The following is a 19,171-nucleotide window of genomic DNA, read 5'->3' on the forward strand; positions in this document are numbered from 1 at the left end:
AGGCAGCGCCGTCCGGTGCCGGCGGCAAGTTATCACTTTACCTTAAGTCATGCTCGCCATGCCGCGACAGCGTGCCGGAACTTGATTTGACCCCGCCGCCGGTGTGGCAATGCCGACAACGGGTGCCGGTGCGGAGCGGGGAGAAGCGTAGCCCGGATAAGCTTGGCCGCAAGCACAGCGCGGCCATGCGGCCAACCTTGCGGCACACCGCACGCGGACAGACCTCAGGGGATGAAGGTCAGGAAGCTCCAGGCCACCATGATGTTGGACATCAGCGCCACGCCCACCGTGAAGCCGATGCCGGAAAATAGCGCCCACAGCTGGAACAGCGACGCCCAGTCCGTCAGCTGCAGCGCCAGCGCCTTGGCCAGGTGGTGGCTGGCCAGCAGCAAGGCGCACAGGATCGTCCACTTCAGCAGGTAGCCCGGCAGGTATTTGCGCTGCTCGCGGTTGTAGCGATAGTTCTGCTCGCGCAGCATCTGGTCGCCGCGCGAGACGTCGCGGAACAGCCAGTAGGGGATGAAATAGAGATACAAGAGCTGCAGCAATCCGGGGTCCGGTGTGGTGGGCATGATCGTGTCTCCTGCTGGTGCCGGAACGGCTTGCACCGCCTCGCGGCGTTGTCTTGCTCACACTATAGACACACCCCGGCGTCCACATGGCGCACGTGCTCCGCGAGGGGGGCTTTCGTCGCCCGGATAAGCGCAGCGCTTATCCGGTTCACGAATTTATCCGGGCGGCGACAGGGCCGCCTCTTCCTGCGCCGCCTGCGCCAGCAGCCAGTCGCGGAACACGCGCACCTTGTACACGTCGGTGCGGGTGGCCGGGTGCACCAGGTAGTAGGCGTGCTGGCTGCGTACCGGCTGGTCCAGCGCCAGCACCAGCCGGCCGCTGGCCAGCTCCTCCGCCACCAGGAACTGCGGCAGCACCGCGATGCCGAGGCCGGAGATGGCCGCCTGGATCACCATGAAGAAGTGCTCGAAGCGGGGCCCGCTCAGCAGGCTGGCCTGATGGGTGTCCATGTCCTGCAGGCCGACGGCGGACAGCCAGTCGTTCCACGCCTGCGGCCGCGTGGTGTGCTGCAGCAGGGTGTAGTCCAGCAGCTCGCGCACGTCGGCGAGCGGCTTCTGCAGCAGGCCGGGGGCGCACACCGGCACGATGTCCTCGCCCATCAGCCGGTGGCAGATGGCGCCCGGCCACAGCGCCGGGCCGAAGTGAATCGCCACGTCGGCTTCCACCTTGTCGAAATCGAACGGTCGCACCTGGGTAACCAGGTTGAGCTGGATATCCGGGTAGCGCGCGCTGAAGTCCACCAGCCGCGGCACCAGCCAGCGCGAGCCGAAGGTGGGCAGCATGGCCACGGTGAGCACGCCGCCTTCGCCGCGATAGGCCATCAGCTGCAGTGTGGCGGCTTCGGCGCGATCCAGCACGTCCTGGATCGCCGCGGCGTAGGCCTCGCCGGCCACGGTGAGCACCAGCCGCTGCTTGACGCGCTCGAACAGCGGGCGGCCGATGAAGTCTTCCAGGCCGCGAATCTGGCGGCTGACCGCGCTTTGCGTCAGGTTCAGTTCCTCGGCGGCACGGGTGAAGCTCAGGTGGCGCACGGCGGCTTCGAAACACTGCAGGGCCATCAGCGAGGGGAGGGTGCGGCGCATAGTGAGTTCATGAGTTTAAGGAATGAAGTCAGCAGAATACATCGCTTGAGCGCGACAGGGAAAGCCGTGACACTTTGCTTCATCAACGCCGCAGCAAGGATCAGCGATAGATCGCCGGCGCCATCGCACACTCAGGGAAGGGTATTCACAAATGACACAAACTCAAGCGTCCGCCGCCAACAGCCAATTGCACAAACTGCTGGTACAGGTCGCCGGCGAAAAAGCCGCCGCCGAGCTGTTCACCATGATCAAGGTCGAAGACGTGCTGCTGGCCGAACAGGCCTGTGCCACCGTATCGCGCCTCACGCTGGCGCAGGCGATGAACATGCTGCTGTTCGCGAAGAACCTGGAAGCGGTGCCGGAAGGCAAGCGCTACGTGGCAGACAAGCTGGCCGCCGGCGGCCAGGTGGTGTTCGACCACGGCGCGCTGCGCACCGTGGCGGCGGCCAACACCGGCGCGCTGCCGCAGGGCGAGCTGGCGTTCAAGCGCCTGCTGGAGCCGCTGGGCTTTGCCGTGGCCGACGTGTACCCACTGCCGCGCCTGAAGATGACCGGCCGCGCCTACTGCCACCAGGATGCGCCGGAACAGGTAGCGCAGTTCTTCGTGTCAGAGCTGCACGTGGACCAGTTCTCGCCGGCCTTCCAGGCCGCGGTGAACAAGGTGGTATCCACCTCGCGCGACCCGCTGTCCGCTGAAGACAAGGCACTGCTGGCCACGCTGTCCGACAAGCGTGAACTGCCGTTTGCCGATGCCGCCAGCCTGCTGCCGAAGCTGGTAGGCTGCTTCGACGTGCAGCACGCCACTCCGGCGCTGGCCGACTACCACACCCTGCTGCAGGAATCCGCCGAAATGGCGTGGATCTCCACCGAGGGCAACGCCTTCAACCACGCTACCGACCACGTAGCCGACGTGTTCGCCACCGCCGACGAGCTGCGCGCCAAGGGCCAGCCGATCAAGGACAAGGTGGAAGTCTCCGCCAGCGGCCGCGTGCGCCAGACCGCGTTCAAGGCAGCGCAGGTGGAGCGCGAATTCATCGACGCCGACGGCCAGCGCGTCAGCCGCATCGTGCCGGGCTCGTTCTACGAATTCATCACCCGCGACCGTTACACCGACGAAGCGGGCAACAACAAGCTGGATCTGCGCTTCGACAGCTCCAACGCGCAGGGCATCTTCAAGATGACCGCCGCCGCCTGCTGAGCACCGTCCGATCTCTCTGGGTAACGGCTCCTTGTTGCCTGCTTGACCTGCCCTGAGCATCGGGGCAGGTCTTTTTCCGGCCTGCGGCCAACCTTTAGCCTGAACACACACATGATTCCCCGTCTGCATACCACCCCCACCAGCGACACGCTGTACCTCGATTTCGCGGCCGAACTGGCCGTGCGCGGCTTTGCCGGCGAGATCAGCCACGCTTATGCCGACCGGACCGTGCTGTCCACCGACAACTCCATCTACCAGGTGCTGCCGCAGCTGGTGGTGTTCCCGCGCGATAACGAAGACGTGATCCGCATTGCCCGCCTGGCGGGCGAGCCGCGCTTTCAGGGTCTGAGCTTCAACGCCCGTGGCGGCGGCACCGGCACCAACGGTCAGTCACTGGGCCACGGTGTGATCGTGGACATCTCGCGCCACATGAACCGCATCCTGGAAATCAACGCCGCAGAGCGCTGGGTGCGGGTACAGGGCGGCGTGGTGAAAGACCAGCTCAATGCCGCGCTGAAGGCGCACGGGCTGTTCTTCGCGCCGGAGCTGTCCACCTCCAACCGGGCGACCATCGGCGGCATGATCAACACCGACGCCAGCGGCCAGGGCTCCTGCCTGTACGGCAAGACCCGCGACCACGTGCTGGAACTGGACACCGTGCTGCTGGACGGCACGCTGTGGCACTCCGCGCCGCTGGACGAGGCCGAATTCGCCGCCATCAGCCGCCGTGACGACCGCGTCGGCGCGGTGCACCGCCTGCTGGACGACATCCAGCGGGAGGACGCGGCGCTGATCGCCGAGAAGTTTCCCAAGCTTAACCGCTGCCTCACCGGCTACGACCTGGCGCACATCCGCGACGACGCCGGCCGCTTCAACCTCAACAACATCCTGTGCGGCTCGGAAGGCACGCTGGGCTTCATTGTGGAAGCCAAGCTGAACGTGCTGCCGATGCCGCGCGCCAGCGCGCTGGTGAACGTGCGCTACGCCAGTTTCGATGCCGCGCTGCGCGACGCGCCGGCGCTGATGCAGCTGGGGGCCGCCTCCATCGAAACGGTGGATTCCAAGGTGCTGAACCTGGCGCGGCAGGACATCGTGTGGCACGGCGTGCGCGAGTTCTTCCCCGACGACGCCACCCCGGCGCAGGGTATCAACCTGGTGGAATTCCTCGCCGACAGCGATACCGCGCTGGAGGCCACGCTGGCCGCCATTGGCGCGCAGCTGGATAGCGAAGGCAATAGCCATGGCCGTCAGGGGTACACCGTGGCACGCGGCGCCGCGGTTGGCCGCATCTGGGGCATGCGCAAGAAATCGGTGGGCCTGCTCGGCAACGTCAACGACAGCCGGCGGCCGATTCCCTTCGTGGAAGACACCGCGGTACCGCCGGAAAACCTGGCCGACTACATCGCCGAATTCCGCGCGCTGCTGGACAGCCACGGCGTGAGTTACGGCATGTTTGGCCATGTGGATGCCGGGGTGCTGCATGTGCGCCCGGCCATCGATATGAAAGACCCGGCGCAGGAAGGCCTGGTGCGCAGCATCACCGATGGCGTGGTGGCGCTCACCCAGAAATACCACGGCCTGCTGTGGGGCGAGCACGGCAAGGGCGTGCGCTCGGAGTACGCGCCGGCCTTCTTCGGCCCGCTGTACCCGCGGCTGCAGCAGATCAAGGCGGCGTTCGACCCGTACAACCAGCTCAACCCCGGCAAGATCGCCGCGCCGACGCCGGACGGGCTGTGGAAGGTGGACGGCGTTACCACCCGTGGCCAGCTGGACCGCACCATTCCCATCGCCGTGCGCCAGCACTACGACGAGGCGCTGCACTGCAACGGCAACGGCGCCTGTTACAACTTCGACCCGGACGACGCCATGTGCCCGTCGTGGAAGGGCACCCGTGAGCGCCGCCATTCGCCGAAAGGCCGCGCCTCGCTGCTGCGCGAGTGGCTGCGCCAGCTCGCCGCACAAGGTAGCGACCCGGTGAGCGCCAGCCGCGCGCTGCGCGCGCGCGGCTTTGTCGCCGGCCTGCCGGCACGCATCGCCAACACCCTGGGCAAGCGCCGTGGCGCCGCCGACTTCTCGCACGAGGTGAAGGAGGCGATGGACGGCTGCCTGGCATGCAAATCCTGCGTTGGCCAGTGCCCGGTGAAGGTGGACGTGCCGAGCTTCCGCGCCAAGTTCCTGGAGCTGTACTACGGCCGTTACTTGCGCCCGCTCAAGGACTACCTGATCGGCGGGCTGGAACATACGCTGCCGCTGGCAGCACGCCTGCCGTGGCTATACAACGGCGTGATCGGCAGCAGGGTTGGCCGCATGCTGATGCGCAAGCTGAACTTGGTGGAAAGCCCGCTGCTGTCCGGTATTGATCTGCAGGCCGAGCTGGCACGCCGCGGCGTGGCCGTGGCCAGCGCGCAAACGTTGGCCGCATTGCCCGAGACAGATCGCGCCCGCGCGGTGATCGTGGTGCAGGACGCGTTTACCAGCTACTTCGAAACCCCGCTGGTGCTGGATGTGTTCGCGCTGCTGCAACGGCTGGGCTTCGTGCCGCTGCTGGCGCCGTTCCGCGCCAACGGCAAGCCGCTGCACGTGCACGGCTTCCTCGCCCGTTTCGAAAACGTGGCGGCGGCCAACGTGGCCAGCCTGCAACAGCTGGCGGCCAGCGGCCTGCCGCTGGTGGGCATCGACCCGTCGATGACGCTGACCTACCGCAGCGAATACGCCAAGCTGCCGGGGATGGGTGAATTGCCCAAGGTGCAATTGCTGCAGGAATGGCTGGCCAGCCGACTGGCCGAGCTGCCGGCAGACGCGCGGGCCAGCCAGGGTGATATTGGGCGCGCAAGCTTCACCCTGCTGCCGCACTGCACCGAGAAGACCAACGCCCCGGCGGCGGTGGGCGACTGGCAAAAAGTGTTCGCCGCCTGCGGCCTGAACCTCGCCACCCGCGCCAGCGGCTGCTGCGGCATGGCCGGCACCTTCGGCCACGAGGCCGACAAGCGTGCGCTGTCGGAAACCATCTATCGCCAGAGCTGGCAGGGCATCGTGGCCGGCCAGCGTGACGACAGCCCGCTGCTGGCTACCGGCTACTCCTGCCGCTGCCAGGTGGCGCTAATGGACGACGTGGCCTTGCCGCATCCGGCCAGCGCGTTGTTGAAGGCTTTGACGCCGGCTGCCTGACTGGAGTGATCACGATCTAGCGAGCTAGGGCGAGACAAGGCGAAAACGACTGAGGAAGCGGAGTTTACAAGTGGTAAATGAGCATTCCGAAGTCGGTTTCAACGCCGTATCGCCGACGCGCAGCAGATCGTGGCTAGGCTCTGCCAGCGCCGTTGTACTGCATTTTGTCGGTGGCTCTTTGCCACCGGCCGTGACTGTTTTGCGGCGGGCCGAAGCGGCCTGCCAGGCGGGCGCCTCCAAAAACCCCCGGTTTCTAAGCGAGACAAGGCGCGAGCGAAAAACCCCGACGCCGCATATGGACAATATGTAAGGAGGGGGTTTTCGTGAGCAACGCAGTATCGCAACGAAAGCGGGCGTTTTTCGAGGTGCACGGCGTGTGGCTGCCAAGGTTGGCCGCATGATGACAACTCACCACCGACAAGGGGGTAATGCATGAACAGCAAGTTGGCAGGGCATCTGCTGGTGGAGTGCCTGGTGGCACAGGGTGTGGACATCGCCTTTGGCGTGCCGGGCGAAAGCTACCTGGCGGTGCTGGACGGCTTCTATCGCAGCCGCGAGCAGATCCGCTTCGTGGCCTGCCGTAACGAAGGCGGCGCCGCCTTCATGGCCGAGGCGCACGGCAAGCTCACGCGCCGCCCCGGCGTGTGCCTGGTAACGCGCGGACCCGGTGCCACCAACGCCAGCATCGGCGTGCACACCGCGTTCCAGGATTCCACCCCCATGGTGCTGCTGGTAGGCGACGTAGGCAGCGATTGCCGCGACCGCGAAGCGTTCCAGGAAATGGACTACAGCGTGTACTTCGGCCCGTCCACCAAGGGCATGGCCAAGCGCGTGGAGCGCATCGACGACGCCAACCGCATCCCGGAATACATCAGCCGCGCCTTCGCCACCGCCATGAACGGCCGCCCCGGCCCGGTAGTGCTGGTGTTGCCGGAAGACATGCTGGTGCAGCCGGTGGCCGACAGCCTGCAGCCGCTGCCACGAGTGGAAGCGGTAACGCCGTACCCGGACCCGGCCGGCATCGCCGCGCTGCAACGCCTGCTGGACAAGGCCGAACGCCCGCTGATCATTGCCGGCGGCAGTGGCTGGGATGCCGCAGGCGCCGCCGCGCTGCAAGCCTTTGCCGAGCGCTGGCAGCTGCCGGTGGGCAACGCCTTCCGCTTCCAGGACACCTTCGACAACCACCACCCGCTGTATGCCGGCGACGTCGGCATCGGCATCAACCCGGCGCTTGCGGCCAACATCCGCAACAGCGACCTGATCATCGCCATCGGCGCTCGCCTCGGCGAGATGACCACCGGCGGCTACACCCTGCTGCAGGCACCGCGCAGCCAGCAGCAGCTGGTGCACATCCTGCCGCAGGGCGATGAGCTGGACCGCGTGTATCAGGCCGACGTGGCGATCCAGTCCGGCGTCAACGCCGCCGCGCAGGCACTGGCCGCGCTGCCGGCCCCGGCCGCAGCCCCGCGCTGGCAGCCCTGGAGCCAGCAGCTGAATGCCGACTACCGCGCCAACCTGGTGCCGCAGCGCCTGGCCGGGCTGAGCGAAGGCATCAGCGGCGATATCGACCTGCCGCGCGTCATTGTCAGCCTGCAGCGCCAGCTGCCGGCCGACGCGGTCATCACCAACGGCGCCGGCAACTTCGCCAGCTGGATCCACCGCTACTTCCAGTACCACGGCGTGGCGAAAGGCCACAAAACCCAGCTGGCGCCCACCAACGGCGCCATGGGCTACGGCGTGCCGGCCGGCATTGCGGCCAACCTCGCCACCGGGCGCACCGCCTTCACCATCGCCGGCGACGGCGACTTCCTGATGAACGGCCAGGAACTGGCCACCGCGCTGCAGCACGGCGGCAAATCCATCATCCTGCTGCTCAACAACGGCGTGTACGGCACCATCCGCATGCATCAGGAGCGCGAGTACCCCAACCGCATCAGCGGCACCCAGCTTGGCAACCCGGACTTCTGCCAGCTGGCCGGCGCCTACGGCTACGCCGCCGAGCGCATCGCCAGCAACGACGAGTTCGACGCCGCGCTGGAGCGCGCACTGGCGCGCGAGAGCGGCACGCTGCTGGAAATCCGCCTGTCGCCGGACATCATCAGCACCCGCGCCACGCTGTCCACCATCACCCAGGCGGCACTGGCGCGCGGTTGAGGTTGTTCTGGTCTGACGTGACAAAACCGGCCTGCGGGCCGGTTTTTTCCTTGCGCGGTGGCGGTGGGTCGGTCAGCAAGGCAGGAGCAAGAACGGGGGCCATTCTGATCCTGGTTCCGGCCGCGATCGGCTATGGTGAAGTGTCCGCTGCGGCCAACGTTGGCCGCATGGCCACCCATTGCAGGAGCCCTATCATGTCTTTATCCATGTATCAGGCCGCGATACCGCCGCTGTTGCGCGGGCTGGCCAATCTGTCCGCCATCCTCGACAAGGCGCTGCTGAATGCCGAGAGCCGCCATGTCGATGCCGCCGTCTTGCTGCAGGCGCGGCTGGCACCGGACATGTTTCCGTTCATCCGCCAGGTGCAGATCGCGGCGGATACCGCCAAGGGTTGCGGCGCGCGGCTGGCCGGGGTGGAGGTCCCCGGTTATCCGGATACCGAAACCAGTTTCGACGAGCTGCAGCAGCGGCTGGCCAAGACGATAAGCTTCCTGCAGAGTCTGCCACCGGCGCAGTTCGACGGCAGCGAAGTGCGCGATATCGTGCTGAAGTTTCCGCACCAGACCATGACCTTCCTCGGTCAGGACTACCTGCAGTTCTTCGTGCTGCCCAACTTCTACTTCCACCTCACCACCGCCTACGACATCCTGCGCCACAACGGCGTGCCGCTGGGCAAGGCGGACTACCTGGGCGGCGGCTAAGCGACACCGGCAACGGCGGCATCTGGCCGCCGCGTACCGGGTGAGCGTCTTCGTCAAACCCCTGCCGCCGTGATCCCCCGGGTCGCGGCGGCTTTCTCATGCGCGGCCGGGCTACGGCTGCGGCTCGGCCTGCATCACCGCATCGCACAGCGCGATCAGCCGCTGTGCCAGATCGCGCACCCGCTGCGGCACTTCCGGGCGGCTGTGCAGCACCAGCTCCAGCGGCGGCAGCGCCGGGAAGCCCTGGGCCGGCGTCAGGCGGTGCTGGTCGGCGCGGGCGAGGCGGGCCGGCAGCAGGCTAACGCCGAGGCCGCTGGCCACAGCGGCGCGGATGCTGGCCAGGCTGGCGCTGCTGTAGGCGATGCGCCAGCGGCGGCCGCTGCTTTCCAGCGCGTGGATCATCTCGTCGCGGTACAGGCCGCCGACCGGAAACACCACCAGCGGCAGGATGTCGCGCTGCCAGGTCGGGTGCTCGCGGCTGTCCAGCCACGCCAGTGGCTCCGGCCAGGCGGCGTCGCCGACGGTGTGGCCCTGGCGCTGCTTGACCAGCACCAGGTCGTGGCCGCCGGCGCAGAACTGCTGCCACAGCGTGTTGCTCAGCCCGCTGCTGACCTCCAGCCGGATGGCCGGATGGTCGCGGGCGAAGGCGGCCAGCAGCGGGGTCAGCAGGTCGGCGGCGAAGTCTTCCGGCACGCCGAGGCGGATCTCGCCCTGCACCTCGCCCGCGTGCAGTTCCGCCACCGCTTCTTCCATCAGCGTCAGCAGCTTGCGCGCGTGGCCCAGCAGGCGGGTGCCGCTTTCGGTGGTCACCACGTAGCGGCCGCTGCGGTCCAAGAGCTCGCTGCCCAGCTGCTCTTCCAGCCGGCGCAGGTGCTGGCTGACGGTGGACTGGCTCAGGTGGACCCGCTCGCCGGCGCGGGTGAAGCTGCCGCTCTCCACCACCGCGACAAAGCTCTTCAGCAGCACCGGGTCCAGCATCGGATTTGTCATTGCGTTTTCCACTGATGATTAGTTGAACATTTAATTTCTGAATTGTAGCGCGGCTCAGTAGACTCGTTGCAAGCAATCACCACTCGCCACCGTGCGAGGCATCGAGGAGTCGAATCATGGCGTCACCCCTGTCCACCCCCTTCATCTGCGCGGGCCTGCCGCGCGGGCCGCATCGCAGTGGCGACGCCGACCGGAAAGCGCGCCGTGGCTGAGTCGCGTGTCGTGGCCGCCCCCGCCGCGCTGGCCGGCGAACTGCCGCTGGCGGCGCTGCTGCTGCTGGCGCTGGTGGCGCTCAACCTGCGGCCGTTCATCACCTCGGTCGGGCCGCTGCTGGAGCCGCTGCGCGCGGCCACCGGCCTCAGCTTCCGCGCCGCGGCGGTGATGACGGCGCTGCCCTTCCTGCTGATGGGGGTGCTGGCCTTTGTCGGCGCGCAGCTGGCGCAGCGCATCGGCGAGCGGCGCACGGTGGCGCTGGCGCTGCTGCTGCTGGCCGCCGGCTGCGCCTCGCGGCTGTGGGCGGCGGACGCTGCCGCGCTGATCGCTGGTGCCGGGGTGGCCGGCGCCGGGGTGGCGGCGATCCAGGCGCTGATGCCGGGGGTGGCCAAGCGGCTGTTCCCGCAGCGGGTGGGGCTGGCGATGGGCATCTATTCGGCGGCGCTGGTCGGCGGCGGCGCGCTGGGCGCGACGGCCAGCCCGTGGCTGGAGCACTACGGCGGCTGGCGGCTGGGGCTGGCGGTGTGGCTGCTGCCGGCGCTGCTGGGCCTCGGGCTGTGGCTGCAGCAGACCGCCGGTCTGTCGCTGGCGGCGGGGCCGGGTGAGGGCGGGCTGTCGATGCGCCGCTTCTTCCGCAACCGCCGCGCCTGGCAGCTGGCGCTGTATTTCGGCCTCACCAATAGCGGCTATTCCAGCCTGGTGGCGTGGCTGCCGTCGTTCTATCGCGAGCAGGGACAGGCGGCGCAGGCCGCGGCCAACCTGCTGGCGTGGATGGCGCTGTTGCAGGCGGCGGCTGCCTTTGCGCTGCCCTTCCTGTCGCGCCATCAGCACGACCGCCGCGCCATGCTGTGGCTGGCGCTGGCCTGCCAGGCGGCCGGGTTTGCCGGCCTCGCGCTGCAGCCGCAGCTGGCGCCGTGGCTGTGGGCGGCGCTGGCCGGCATCGGTCTTGGCGGCTTCTTTTCGCTGAGCCTGATCGTGGTGCTGGAGCACCTGCCCGATGTGCGCCAGGCCGGCCTGCTGGCCGCCTTCGTGCAGGGCTGCGGTTTCCTGATCACCGCCGCCGGGCCGTGGCTGCTGGGCTGGTTCCGCGATCGCGGCGGCAGCTTTGCCACCGGCTGGTGGTGGCACTGCGCCATCGTGCTGGCGATGGCGCTGCTGACGGTGTGCTTCGCGCCGGCCAGCTACCGCCGCAGCATGCGCGGCATCTGAGTCAAGGTTTTCCCGGTGCGCGGCCGTGCCGCCGCCGGTTGCAGTACGGCCAGCCCAGAGCAACAGCAATAGCAAGGTTGGCCGCAACGGCGTGGGTCGCCCACGCCTGTCTACATCAAGAGGAGATCTGTCATGAAAAAGCTTGCACTGGGCGTAATGCTGGTTTGTGCATCCATGGGCGCGGTGGCGAAGGACTGGAAAGTCATCCGCTTCGGCGTGAATCCGAGTTACGCCCCGTTCGAATCCAAGGCCGCCAGCGGCGAGCTGGTCGGCTTCGACATCGACCTGGGCAACGCGCTGTGCGCCAGGCTGAAGGCCAAGTGCGTGTGGGTGGAGAACGCCTGGGACGGCATCATCCCGGCGCTGAAGGCGAAGAAGTTCGACGCCATCCTGTCGTCGATGGCGGTGACGGAAAAACGCCTGCAGCAGATCAGCTTCAGCGACAAGATCTACAACGTGCCGCCACGGCTGGTGGCGAAGAAGGGCAACGCGCTGCAGCCGGCGCCGGACACCCTGCGCGGCAAGCGCATCGGCGTGGAGCAGGGCTCCACCGCCGAGGCCTACGCCAAGGCCTACTGGGAGCCGAAGGGGGTGACGGTGACCTCATACCCGAACCAGGACCAGGTGTACCAGGACCTGACCTCCGGCCGGCTGGACGCGGCGTTCCAGTCCTCGGTGCAGGCCGAGCTGGGCTTCCTCAAGACCGCCGCCGGGCGTGACTACGCCTTCGCCGGCAACGGCGTGGCGGACGTGAAAACCCTGGGCGTGGGCGCCGCCATCGGCCTGCGGCAGGAGGATGCCGATCTGCGCCAGCAGCTGAACCGCGCGCTGGCCGAGGTGCACAAGGACGGCACCTACAAGCGCCTGGCCGCCAAGTACTTCTCCTTCGACATCTACTAAGCCGCCCCCGGCACGGGGCGCACCGCCCCGTGCCGCAAGGAGATCATCATGTTACAAGGCTATGGGCCGCTGATCGCCAGCGGCACCTGGATGACGCTGCAGCTGGCGCTGCTGGCCCTGGCGGCGGCGCTGCTGCTGGGCCTGCTTGGGGCCAGCGCGCGGTTGTCAGCCAGCCGCCTGCTGCAAACGTTGGCCGCAGGCTATACCACGCTGATCCGCAGCGTGCCGGACCTGGTCACCATGCTGCTGCTGTTCTACAGCCTGCAGATCGCGCTGAACCACCTGACCGAGTGGGCCGGTGCCGGGCAGATCGACATCGACCCCTTCGTGGCCGGGGTGGTGACGCTGGGCATCATCTACGGCGCCTACTTCACCGAGACCTTTCGCGGCGCGTTCCAGGCGGTGCCGCGCGGCCAGCTGGAGGCGGCGGTGGCCTACGGCATGACGCCGTGGCAGGTGTTCCGCCGCGTGCTGTTCCCGCAGATGATGCGCTTCGCGCTGCCGGGCATCGGCAACAACTGGCAGGTGATGATCAAGGCCACCGCGCTGGTGTCCATCATCGGCCTGTCCGACGTGGTGAAAGCCACCCAGGACGCCGGCAAGGGCTCGCTGCAGCTGTTCTTCTTCAGCCTGGTGGCGGCGGCGATCTATCTCGCCATCACCACGGTGTCCACCCTGTTGCTGGCGTGGCTGGGTCGCCACTACGCCGCCGGTGTCAGAAAGGCCGAGCTATGAACGAGATCATTGCCATCGTGCAGGAATACGGGCAGGCCTACCTGTGGAGCGACGGCTACCGCCTGTCCGGCCTCGCCATGACGCTGTGGCTGCTGCTGTTGTCCATCGTGATCGGTTTCGTGATGTCGGTGCCGCTGGCGGTGGCGCGGGTGTCGTCCAACCGCCTGATCAGCGGCCCGGTGTGGCTGTACACCTACGTGTTCCGCGGCACGCCGCTGTACATCCAGCTGCTGATCATCTACTCCGGCATCTACAGCCTGGAAGCGGTGCGGGCGCAGCCGCTGCTGGACGCCTTCTTCCGCGAAGGCTTCAACTGCACGCTGCTGGCGTTTGCGCTGAATACCTGCGCCTACACCACCGAGGTGTTCGCCGGCATGATCCGCGAAACCCCGCACGGCGAGATCGAGGCGGCGCGCGCCTACGGCATGTCGCGCTTCACGCTGTACCGCCGCATCATCCTGCCCTCGGCGCTGCGCCGCGCGCTGCCCTCGTACAGCAACGAGGTGATCCTGATGCTGCACTCCACCTCCATCGCCTTTACCGCCACCGTGCCGGACCTGCTGAAAGTGGCGCGCGACGTGAACTCGGCCACCTACGCCTCGTTCGAGGCCTTCGGCCTTGCCGCCGTGCTGTACGCCAGCGTGGTGTTCGCGCTGGTGTGGCTGTTCCGCCGCTGCGAACGTCGCTGGCTGGCCTTCCTGCAACCGCGCGCCCACTAACCGCGCGTACCGGAGAAACACTATGTACCAATTGACCGTAGAAGAACTGCACAAGCAGTACGGCACGCACGAAGTGCTCAAGGGTGTGTCGCTCAAGGCCCGCGCCGGCGACGTGATCAGCATCATCGGCTCCTCCGGCTCCGGCAAGAGCACCTTCCTGCGCTGCATCAACTTTCTGGAGCAGCCGAGCAAGGGGCGCATCTTTGTCGGCAATGAAGAAGTGCGCACCGTGGCCGACCACCACGGCGCGCTGCGCGCCGCCGACGCGCGCCAGCTGCAGCGGCTGCGCACCCGGCTGGCGATGGTGTTCCAGCATTTCAACCTGTGGGGGCACATGACGGTGCTGGAAAACGTGATCGAGGCGCCGGTGAACGTGCTGGGGCTGGACCGCGTCGAAGCCCTCGTCCGCGCGCGCAAATATCTGGCCAAGGTCGGGCTGGCCGCCACGGTGGAGGACAAGTACCCGTCGCACCTGTCCGGCGGCCAGCAGCAGCGGGTGGCCATCGCCCGCGCGCTGGCGATGGAACCGGACGTGATGCTGTTCGACGAGCCGACCTCGGCGCTGGACCCGGAGCTGGTGGGCGAGGTGCTGCGCGTGATGCAGGCGCTGGCGGAGGAGGGCCGCACCATGGTGGTGGTCACCCACGAGATGGGCTTTGCCCGCGAGGTGTCCAACCACGTGATCTTCCTGCACCAGGGCCGCATCGAGGAGCAGGGCGACCCGAAGCAGGTGCTGGTGGCGCCCAGGAGCGAACGGCTGGCGCAGTTCCTGTCCGGCAGCCTGAAGTAACCATGACCACAAGCGAGACGAGCATGCAAAACACACTGTGGCTGCGTAATGTGCGCCCCTACGGCGGCGCGGCAGAAGACATCGAAATCGTGGCCGGCAGCATCGGCGCGCGCCGCCCTGCGGCAAACGTGCCGCTGGCGGCGGGCGACCTCGACGGCGGCGGCCGGCTGCTGACCCCGCCCTTGGTGGAGGCGCACACCCACCTCGACAAGACGCTGTGGAGCCTGCCGTGGCAGCCGCACAGCGCCGCCGACAACCTGCGCGCGCGTATCGACAACGAGCGCCGCATCCTGTGCGAGCAGACGGTGCCGATCGCCGCCCGCGCCGGCGCGCTGCTGGAGCACTGCATCGCGCAGGGCACCCAGCTGCTGCGCTGTCACGTGGACGCCGATCCGGAGCTGGGCTGGTCGCATATCGAGGCCATGCTGGCACTGCGCGCCCGCTACGCCGGGCTGGTCGACATCGAACTGGTCACCTTCCCGCAGGCTGGCCTCGTGACCCGCCCCGGCGCCGCCGCGCTGATGCGCCGGGCGCTGGAAGCCGGGGTCGAGGTGGTGGGCGGGCTGGACCCGTGCGGCATCGACGGCGACCCGGTCGCGCAGCTGACGCAGGTGTTCGAACTGGCCGCCGAGTTCGACCGCGGCGTCGACATCCACCTGCACGATGGCGGCGAGCTGGGACTGTGGCAGATCGCGCGCATCTGCGACTTCACCGAGCAGTACCGGCGCCAGGGGCGGGTGATGCTCAGCCACGCCTTCTGCCTGGGCATGCTGCCGTGGCCGAAAGTGGCACCGCTGGCGGCAAGGTTGGCCGCAAACGGCATCAGCGTCGTGACCACCGCGCCGGCGGACATCGGCGTGCCGCCGTTTGCCGAACTAACCACAGCCGGCGTGACGGTGTGCCTGGGCTCGGACGGCATCCGCGATGCCTGGTCGCCGATGGGCAACGGCGACATGCTGGAGCGGGTGATGCTGCAGGCCTACCGCTTCTACGAGCGCACCGACGAAGGGCTGCGGGCGGCGTTCGACGCCGGCACCGTCAACGGCGCCCGCGCCATGGGCTGGGCCGACTACGGGCTGGCGCCGGGCAAGCCGGCCAACTTCCTGCTGCTGCCGGCCGAGACGGTGGGCGAAGCCATCGCGCTGCGCCCGCCGCAGCGCACGCTGATCCGCCACGGCCGGGTGATCGTCCGCGACGGCGTGCTGCTGGACAGCCTGCTGGCGTTGCCGTAAGCGGGCGCGCTACAGCGCGACGCGCTGCTGGTGTTCCGGCACCGTCGCGTGCCAGTGCAGCTCCAGGCTGATGCGGCGGCGCAGCGCGTCGGCGGCCGCCGGTTCGCCGTGGATCACGAAGACCTGCTGCGGCGCGCTGTCGAAGCCCTGCAGCCAGTGCAGGATCTCGTTGCTGTCGGCGTGGGCGGACAGGTGGTCCAGCGCCACCACTTCGGCATTGATCGGCACGTCCTGGCCGTGGATGCGCACCGAGCCGGCGCCGGCCACGATCAGCGCGCCGCGGGTGCCGCCGGCCTGGAAGCCGGAAAACAGCAGCGTGTTGCGCGGATTGGGCGCGAACGCCTTCAGGTGGTGCAGCACGCGGCCGCCGGTGGCCATGCCGCTGGCGGCGATGATGATGCACGGTTCCTTGCTCTGGTTCAGGCGCTTGGATTCCTCGACCGAGCGCACGATGTGGGCGACGCGGCACATGCCCTCGCACTCGCTCTGCGACAGCTTGTGCAGGTGGCGGAACTGCTGGTACAGCGCAGTGACGTCGCTGGCCATCGGGCTGTTGAGGTAGACCGGCAGCTGCTGCGGGATGCGGCCGCGCTGCTTCAGCTTGTACAGGTAGTACATCAGCAGCTGGGCGCGGGCGACGGCAAAGGACGGGATCACGGTGATGCCGTGGCGGCCAGCGGTGCGGTTGATGACCTCGGCGAGGAGGTCTTCCACCGACTCGGCGGGGTGGCTGCGGTCGCCGTAGGTGGATTCCACCAGCAGGTAGTCGGCGGCGCGCACCGGCTGCGGCGGCGGCATGATCGGGTCGTGCTGGCGGCCGAGGTCGCCGGAGCAGACCAGGGTCTTGCCGTCGGCCTCGATGGTGACGCTGGCGGCACCGAGGATGTGGCCGGCCGGGCGCAGCAGCAGCCGCACGCCGGGGAAGATCTCGTGGCTCTGGTTGAACGGCAGCGGCCGCAGGCTGGCCAGCGAACGTTCGGCGTCGGCCTCGGTGTACAGCGGCAGCGCCGGATGGTGCTTGGAGTAGCCGCGGCGGTTCGCGTATTCGGCTTCCTCTTCCAGCAGGTAGCCGCTGTCGGGCAGCAGGATCGCGGCCAGCTCGCAGCTGGCCTCGGTGGCGTACACCGGGCCGCGAAAGCCGTCGCGCACCAGCGCCGGCAGGTAGCCGCTGTGGTCGAGGTGGGCGTGGCTGAGCACCACCGCGTCCAGGTCGGCCGGGGCGAAGGGCAGCCCGGCCCAGTTGCGCAGCCGCAGCTGCTTGTAGCCCTGGAACAGGCCGCAATCGATCAGGATCTTGCGGCCGCGGCACTCCAGCAGGTACTTGCTGCCGGTGACGGTGCCGGCGGCGCCGAGAAAGGTGAGATGCATGAGCGTTTCCTGTGCCGCTGGGGCGCTGGTGGCAGGGGGCCGCGCAGCGGGGGCGGCGCGACGTTTCACTCTCCTTTATAGAGAGCCGCCGCGCGGGAAGTGGCCCGATTTGCGGTGACAGGCTCCGGCAGGACGTTCCGGGGCCGATGAACGGGATGCGGCGCCGGCCGCAGGGAGGCAGAAAGCAAAAAAGGTTGGCCGCAACGCGGACGCTGCGGCCAACCTTGTCATGCTGCAAACACCGCTCAGAGGCGGAAGCGCGCCACCATGTCGTGCAGGTGGTTGGACAGCTGGTGCAGCTCGTTCACGGTGCGGGTGGCGTTCTGCACCGCCTGGTCGGTTTCGATCGCCATGTGGTTGGCGGTCTCTGCCGCGCGCGCCATGTCGGTGGTGGCGATCGACTGCTCGCGGGTGGCGTCGGCGATGTCGCGGATGGTCAGAACCACGCGCGACACCTCGTCCTCGATGCCGGCCATCTGCCCGGCGACCTGGCGCGAGGCGCTGACCCCGTGCTGCACCGATTGCCGGGTGTGTTCCATGCCGCCCAGTGCCGATTCCACGTCGCGGTGGGTGGCGTCGATCAGCTCGCCGATCTCCACCGTGGCCTTGGCGGTGCGCTCGGCCAGCTTGCGCACCTCGTCGGCCACCACCGCGAAACCGCGCCCGGTCTCGCCGGCGCGCGCCGCCTCGATCGCCGCGTTCAGCGCCAGCAGGTTGGTCTGGTCGGCGATGTCCTTGATCACGTTGATGATCTGGTCCATCTGCGCCGAGCGTTCGCCCAGCGCGCCGAGGGTGGTGGCCAGCTGGCCGACCTGGCCGGCGATGCGTTCGATGCCGCCGGCCAGCTCGCCCACCGCCTGCGCCGACTGACGCGAGGTCTGCCCGGTCTGCACTACCACCTCTTCTGCCGAGGTGGCGTTGCCGGCGATGTGGTTGATGCTGACGGTGATCTGTTCGATGGTGGCGGCGGTGGCGCTGGAGGCGTCGGCCTGCTGCTGCGAGTCGCTGGCCAGCTGGCGGGTGATGCCGTTCAGCGCGTCGATGCCGCCGTTGAGCGATACCGAGTGTTCGCGCACTTCCAGGAACATCTGCCGCAGGCTGCCGATGAAGCGGTTGAACGCCTCGGCGGTCTGGCCGATTTCGTCCTGCTTGTCCACTTCCAGCTGGTGGGTCAGGTCGCCGTCGCCGGTGGCGACATCCAGCAGCGCATCGCGCAGCCGCACCAGGCTGGCCAGCAGGCGGGTGAGGGCGAAGTTGGCCAGCACGATGCCGGTCACCGCGACCGCGAGGCCGGCCAGCACCAGCGTCAGCAGCAGGTGGTTCAGCGGCGCCAGCATCGCGTCCTTCTCCACCACCGTGCCCAGCACCCAGTCGCTGCCGGCGACGCTGGCCACCGAGGCGTAGTAGCCGCGACCGTCGATCTCCACTTCATGCAGCGTCGGGCTGTTGCCGGCAGCGCTCACCAGCGCGGCGTCGAAGCCCGGCATCACCTCGGCCACCGGCTTGAGGGGGGAACCGGCCGCCGGGTGGCTGACGATCTTGCCGTCGCGCGTGGCCAGGAAGGCGTAACCGTCGCCGCGCAGCCTGATCGCCTTCACCACCGCGGTCAGCCCGTCCAGCGCGATGTCGCCGCCGACCACGCCGATCTGCGCGCCATCGCGCAGGATTGGGCTGGCCACGGTCACGCCCAGCTTCTGTTTTTCTACAAAGGCATAGGGCGCGGTAACGGCGGTGCCTTTCTGCGCGGTCGCCAGCTGGTACCACGGCCGTGCGGTCGGATCGTAGCCGTCGGCCGGCAGCTTGTCAGGCGTGTGGTAGCGCATCGCCTTGTCGGCGTAGCCGGCAAAGGTCTGGTCGAAACCACCGGCGTCCTTGCCCTGTTGCAGGACCGGGTAGGGCGCGCTGGCGTCGACGTCGGCGAGGCGGTTGGCCGTAGCCTGGATGGCGTCGCGGCGCTGGGCCAGCCAGCGGCCGAGCGCCTCGCCGTTGCCGGCGATGGCGGCGTCCAGCTCCTGCTGCACGCCAAGGATGATCTCGCTGCGCATGCGCTGGTAGGAGAGCGCGGACAGCAGCGCGATGGCAATCGCCAGCAGGATGGCGACAAAAAACAGGAGTCGCTGTTTTAACGACATGGCATTC

The 19,171-nt window shown here is 68.2% G+C and carries 15 protein-coding genes; 10 read left to right on the forward strand and 5 right to left on the reverse strand.

All coding sequences use genetic code 11. From position 1 onward, the window contains the following. Window positions 1-224: 224 nt before the first annotated feature. Window positions 225-572, reverse strand: a complete 348-nt coding sequence (locus IE100_RS00490) for a hypothetical protein (protein WP_189372106.1) — start codon at window positions 570-572, stop codon at window positions 225-227. A 156-nt stretch (window positions 573-728) separates the two neighbouring features. Beyond that, a complete protein-coding gene (gene gcvA / locus IE100_RS00495) occupies window positions 729-1,655 on the reverse strand; it encodes a transcriptional regulator GcvA (protein WP_189372107.1) in 927 nt (308 codons plus the stop codon). 151 nt (window positions 1,656-1,806) lie between these two features. On the opposite strand from gcvA, the gene IE100_RS00500 reads away from it, so the two are divergent. The 4 genes from IE100_RS00500 to IE100_RS00515 all read left to right on the forward strand — a co-directional run bounded on the left by IE100_RS00500 (window position 1,807) and on the right by IE100_RS00515 (window position 8,876). Continuing rightward, window positions 1,807-2,853, forward strand: a complete 1,047-nt coding sequence (locus IE100_RS00500; RefSeq protein ID WP_189372108.1) for a DUF1338 domain-containing protein — start codon at window positions 1,807-1,809, stop codon at window positions 2,851-2,853. Window positions 2,854-2,964: 111 nt separating this feature from the next. Beyond that, window positions 2,965-6,021 carry a D-2-hydroxyglutarate dehydrogenase YdiJ gene (ydiJ, locus tag IE100_RS00505; RefSeq protein WP_189372109.1) on the forward strand — a complete coding sequence of 1,019 codons (3,057 nt, stop codon included), beginning with the start codon at window positions 2,965-2,967 and terminating at the stop codon, window positions 6,019-6,021. Window positions 6,022-6,453: 432 nt separating this feature from the next. Next, window positions 6,454-8,175, forward strand: a complete 1,722-nt coding sequence (locus IE100_RS00510) for a thiamine pyrophosphate-binding protein (protein WP_189372110.1) — start codon at window positions 6,454-6,456, stop codon at window positions 8,173-8,175. A gap of 194 nt (window positions 8,176-8,369) precedes the next feature. Next, entirely contained in the window at window positions 8,370-8,876 is a 507-nt protein-coding gene (locus IE100_RS00515; RefSeq protein ID WP_189372111.1) for a DUF1993 domain-containing protein, read from the forward strand. 111 nt (window positions 8,877-8,987) lie between these two features. Here IE100_RS00515 and IE100_RS00520 read toward each other — a convergent pair whose 3' ends face one another. Next, entirely contained in the window at window positions 8,988-9,866 is an 879-nt protein-coding gene (locus IE100_RS00520; protein ID WP_189372112.1) for a LysR family transcriptional regulator, read from the reverse strand. A 204-nt stretch (window positions 9,867-10,070) separates the two neighbouring features. Between IE100_RS00520 and IE100_RS00525 the strand changes: the two genes are divergently transcribed. From IE100_RS00525 to IE100_RS00550, 6 genes are all read left to right on the forward strand, one after another. Then, a complete protein-coding gene (locus IE100_RS00525; protein ID WP_229800159.1) occupies window positions 10,071-11,288 on the forward strand; it encodes a cyanate transporter in 1,218 nt (405 codons plus the stop codon). Window positions 11,289-11,420: 132 nt separating this feature from the next. Beyond that, the gene (locus tag IE100_RS00530; RefSeq protein ID WP_189372113.1) at window positions 11,421-12,188 is read left to right on the forward strand and encodes an ABC transporter substrate-binding protein; all 768 of its coding nucleotides are present in this window, start codon (window positions 11,421-11,423) and stop codon (window positions 12,186-12,188) included. 48 nt (window positions 12,189-12,236) lie between these two features. Continuing rightward, on the forward strand, window positions 12,237-12,923 hold the full coding sequence (locus IE100_RS00535; protein ID WP_189372114.1) for an ABC transporter permease: 687 nt from the start codon (window positions 12,237-12,239) through the stop codon (window positions 12,921-12,923). Next, window positions 12,920-13,642, forward strand: a complete 723-nt coding sequence (locus IE100_RS00540) for an ABC transporter permease (RefSeq protein ID WP_308426759.1) — start codon at window positions 12,920-12,922, stop codon at window positions 13,640-13,642. Before IE100_RS00535 ends, IE100_RS00540 begins: the two co-directional genes overlap by 4 nt. A gap of 22 nt (window positions 13,643-13,664) precedes the next feature. Then, entirely contained in the window at window positions 13,665-14,432 is a 768-nt protein-coding gene (locus tag IE100_RS00545) for an ABC transporter ATP-binding protein (protein WP_189372115.1), read from the forward strand. 23 nt (window positions 14,433-14,455) lie between these two features. Further along, a complete protein-coding gene (locus IE100_RS00550) occupies window positions 14,456-15,664 on the forward strand; it encodes an amidohydrolase family protein (protein WP_189372116.1) in 1,209 nt (402 codons plus the stop codon). Window positions 15,665-15,673: 9 nt separating this feature from the next. Here IE100_RS00550 and IE100_RS00555 read toward each other — a convergent pair whose 3' ends face one another. Continuing rightward, on the reverse strand, window positions 15,674-17,032 hold the full coding sequence (locus IE100_RS00555; protein WP_189372117.1) for an MBL fold metallo-hydrolase RNA specificity domain-containing protein: 1,359 nt from the start codon (window positions 17,030-17,032) through the stop codon (window positions 15,674-15,676). Window positions 17,033-17,277: 245 nt separating this feature from the next. After that, window positions 17,278-19,164, reverse strand: coding sequence for a methyl-accepting chemotaxis protein (locus IE100_RS00560; RefSeq protein ID WP_229800160.1), 1,887 nt, complete (start codon window positions 19,162-19,164; stop codon window positions 17,278-17,280). Window positions 19,165-19,171: the final 7 nt, after the last annotated feature.

Source organism: Vogesella alkaliphila (assembly GCF_014652475.1).
Lineage (GTDB): Bacteria > Pseudomonadota > Gammaproteobacteria > Burkholderiales > Chromobacteriaceae > Vogesella > Vogesella alkaliphila.

Coding starts and splice junctions, on each gene's coding strand:
- IE100_RS00540 (WP_308426759.1), top strand. CDS start 12,920: ATGAACGAGATCATTGCCATCGTGCAGGAATACGGGCAGGCCTACCTG.
- IE100_RS00490 (WP_189372106.1), bottom strand. CDS start 572: ATGCCCACCACACCGGACCCCGGATTGCTGCAGCTCTTGTATCTCTAT.
- gcvA (WP_189372107.1), bottom strand. CDS start 1,655: ATGCGCCGCACCCTCCCCTCGCTGATGGCCCTGCAGTGTTTCGAAGCC.
- IE100_RS00560 (WP_229800160.1), bottom strand. CDS start 19,164: ATGTCGTTAAAACAGCGACTCCTGTTTTTTGTCGCCATCCTGCTGGCG.
- IE100_RS00535 (WP_189372114.1), top strand. CDS start 12,237: ATGTTACAAGGCTATGGGCCGCTGATCGCCAGCGGCACCTGGATGACG.
- ydiJ (WP_189372109.1), top strand. CDS start 2,965: ATGATTCCCCGTCTGCATACCACCCCCACCAGCGACACGCTGTACCTC.
- IE100_RS00550 (WP_189372116.1), top strand. CDS start 14,456: ATGCAAAACACACTGTGGCTGCGTAATGTGCGCCCCTACGGCGGCGCG.
- IE100_RS00555 (WP_189372117.1), bottom strand. CDS start 17,032: ATGCATCTCACCTTTCTCGGCGCCGCCGGCACCGTCACCGGCAGCAAG.
- IE100_RS00500 (WP_189372108.1), top strand. CDS start 1,807: ATGACACAAACTCAAGCGTCCGCCGCCAACAGCCAATTGCACAAACTG.
- IE100_RS00530 (WP_189372113.1), top strand. CDS start 11,421: ATGAAAAAGCTTGCACTGGGCGTAATGCTGGTTTGTGCATCCATGGGC.
- IE100_RS00515 (WP_189372111.1), top strand. CDS start 8,370: ATGTCTTTATCCATGTATCAGGCCGCGATACCGCCGCTGTTGCGCGGG.
- IE100_RS00545 (WP_189372115.1), top strand. CDS start 13,665: ATGTACCAATTGACCGTAGAAGAACTGCACAAGCAGTACGGCACGCAC.
- IE100_RS00510 (WP_189372110.1), top strand. CDS start 6,454: ATGAACAGCAAGTTGGCAGGGCATCTGCTGGTGGAGTGCCTGGTGGCA.
- IE100_RS00520 (WP_189372112.1), bottom strand. CDS start 9,866: ATGACAAATCCGATGCTGGACCCGGTGCTGCTGAAGAGCTTTGTCGCG.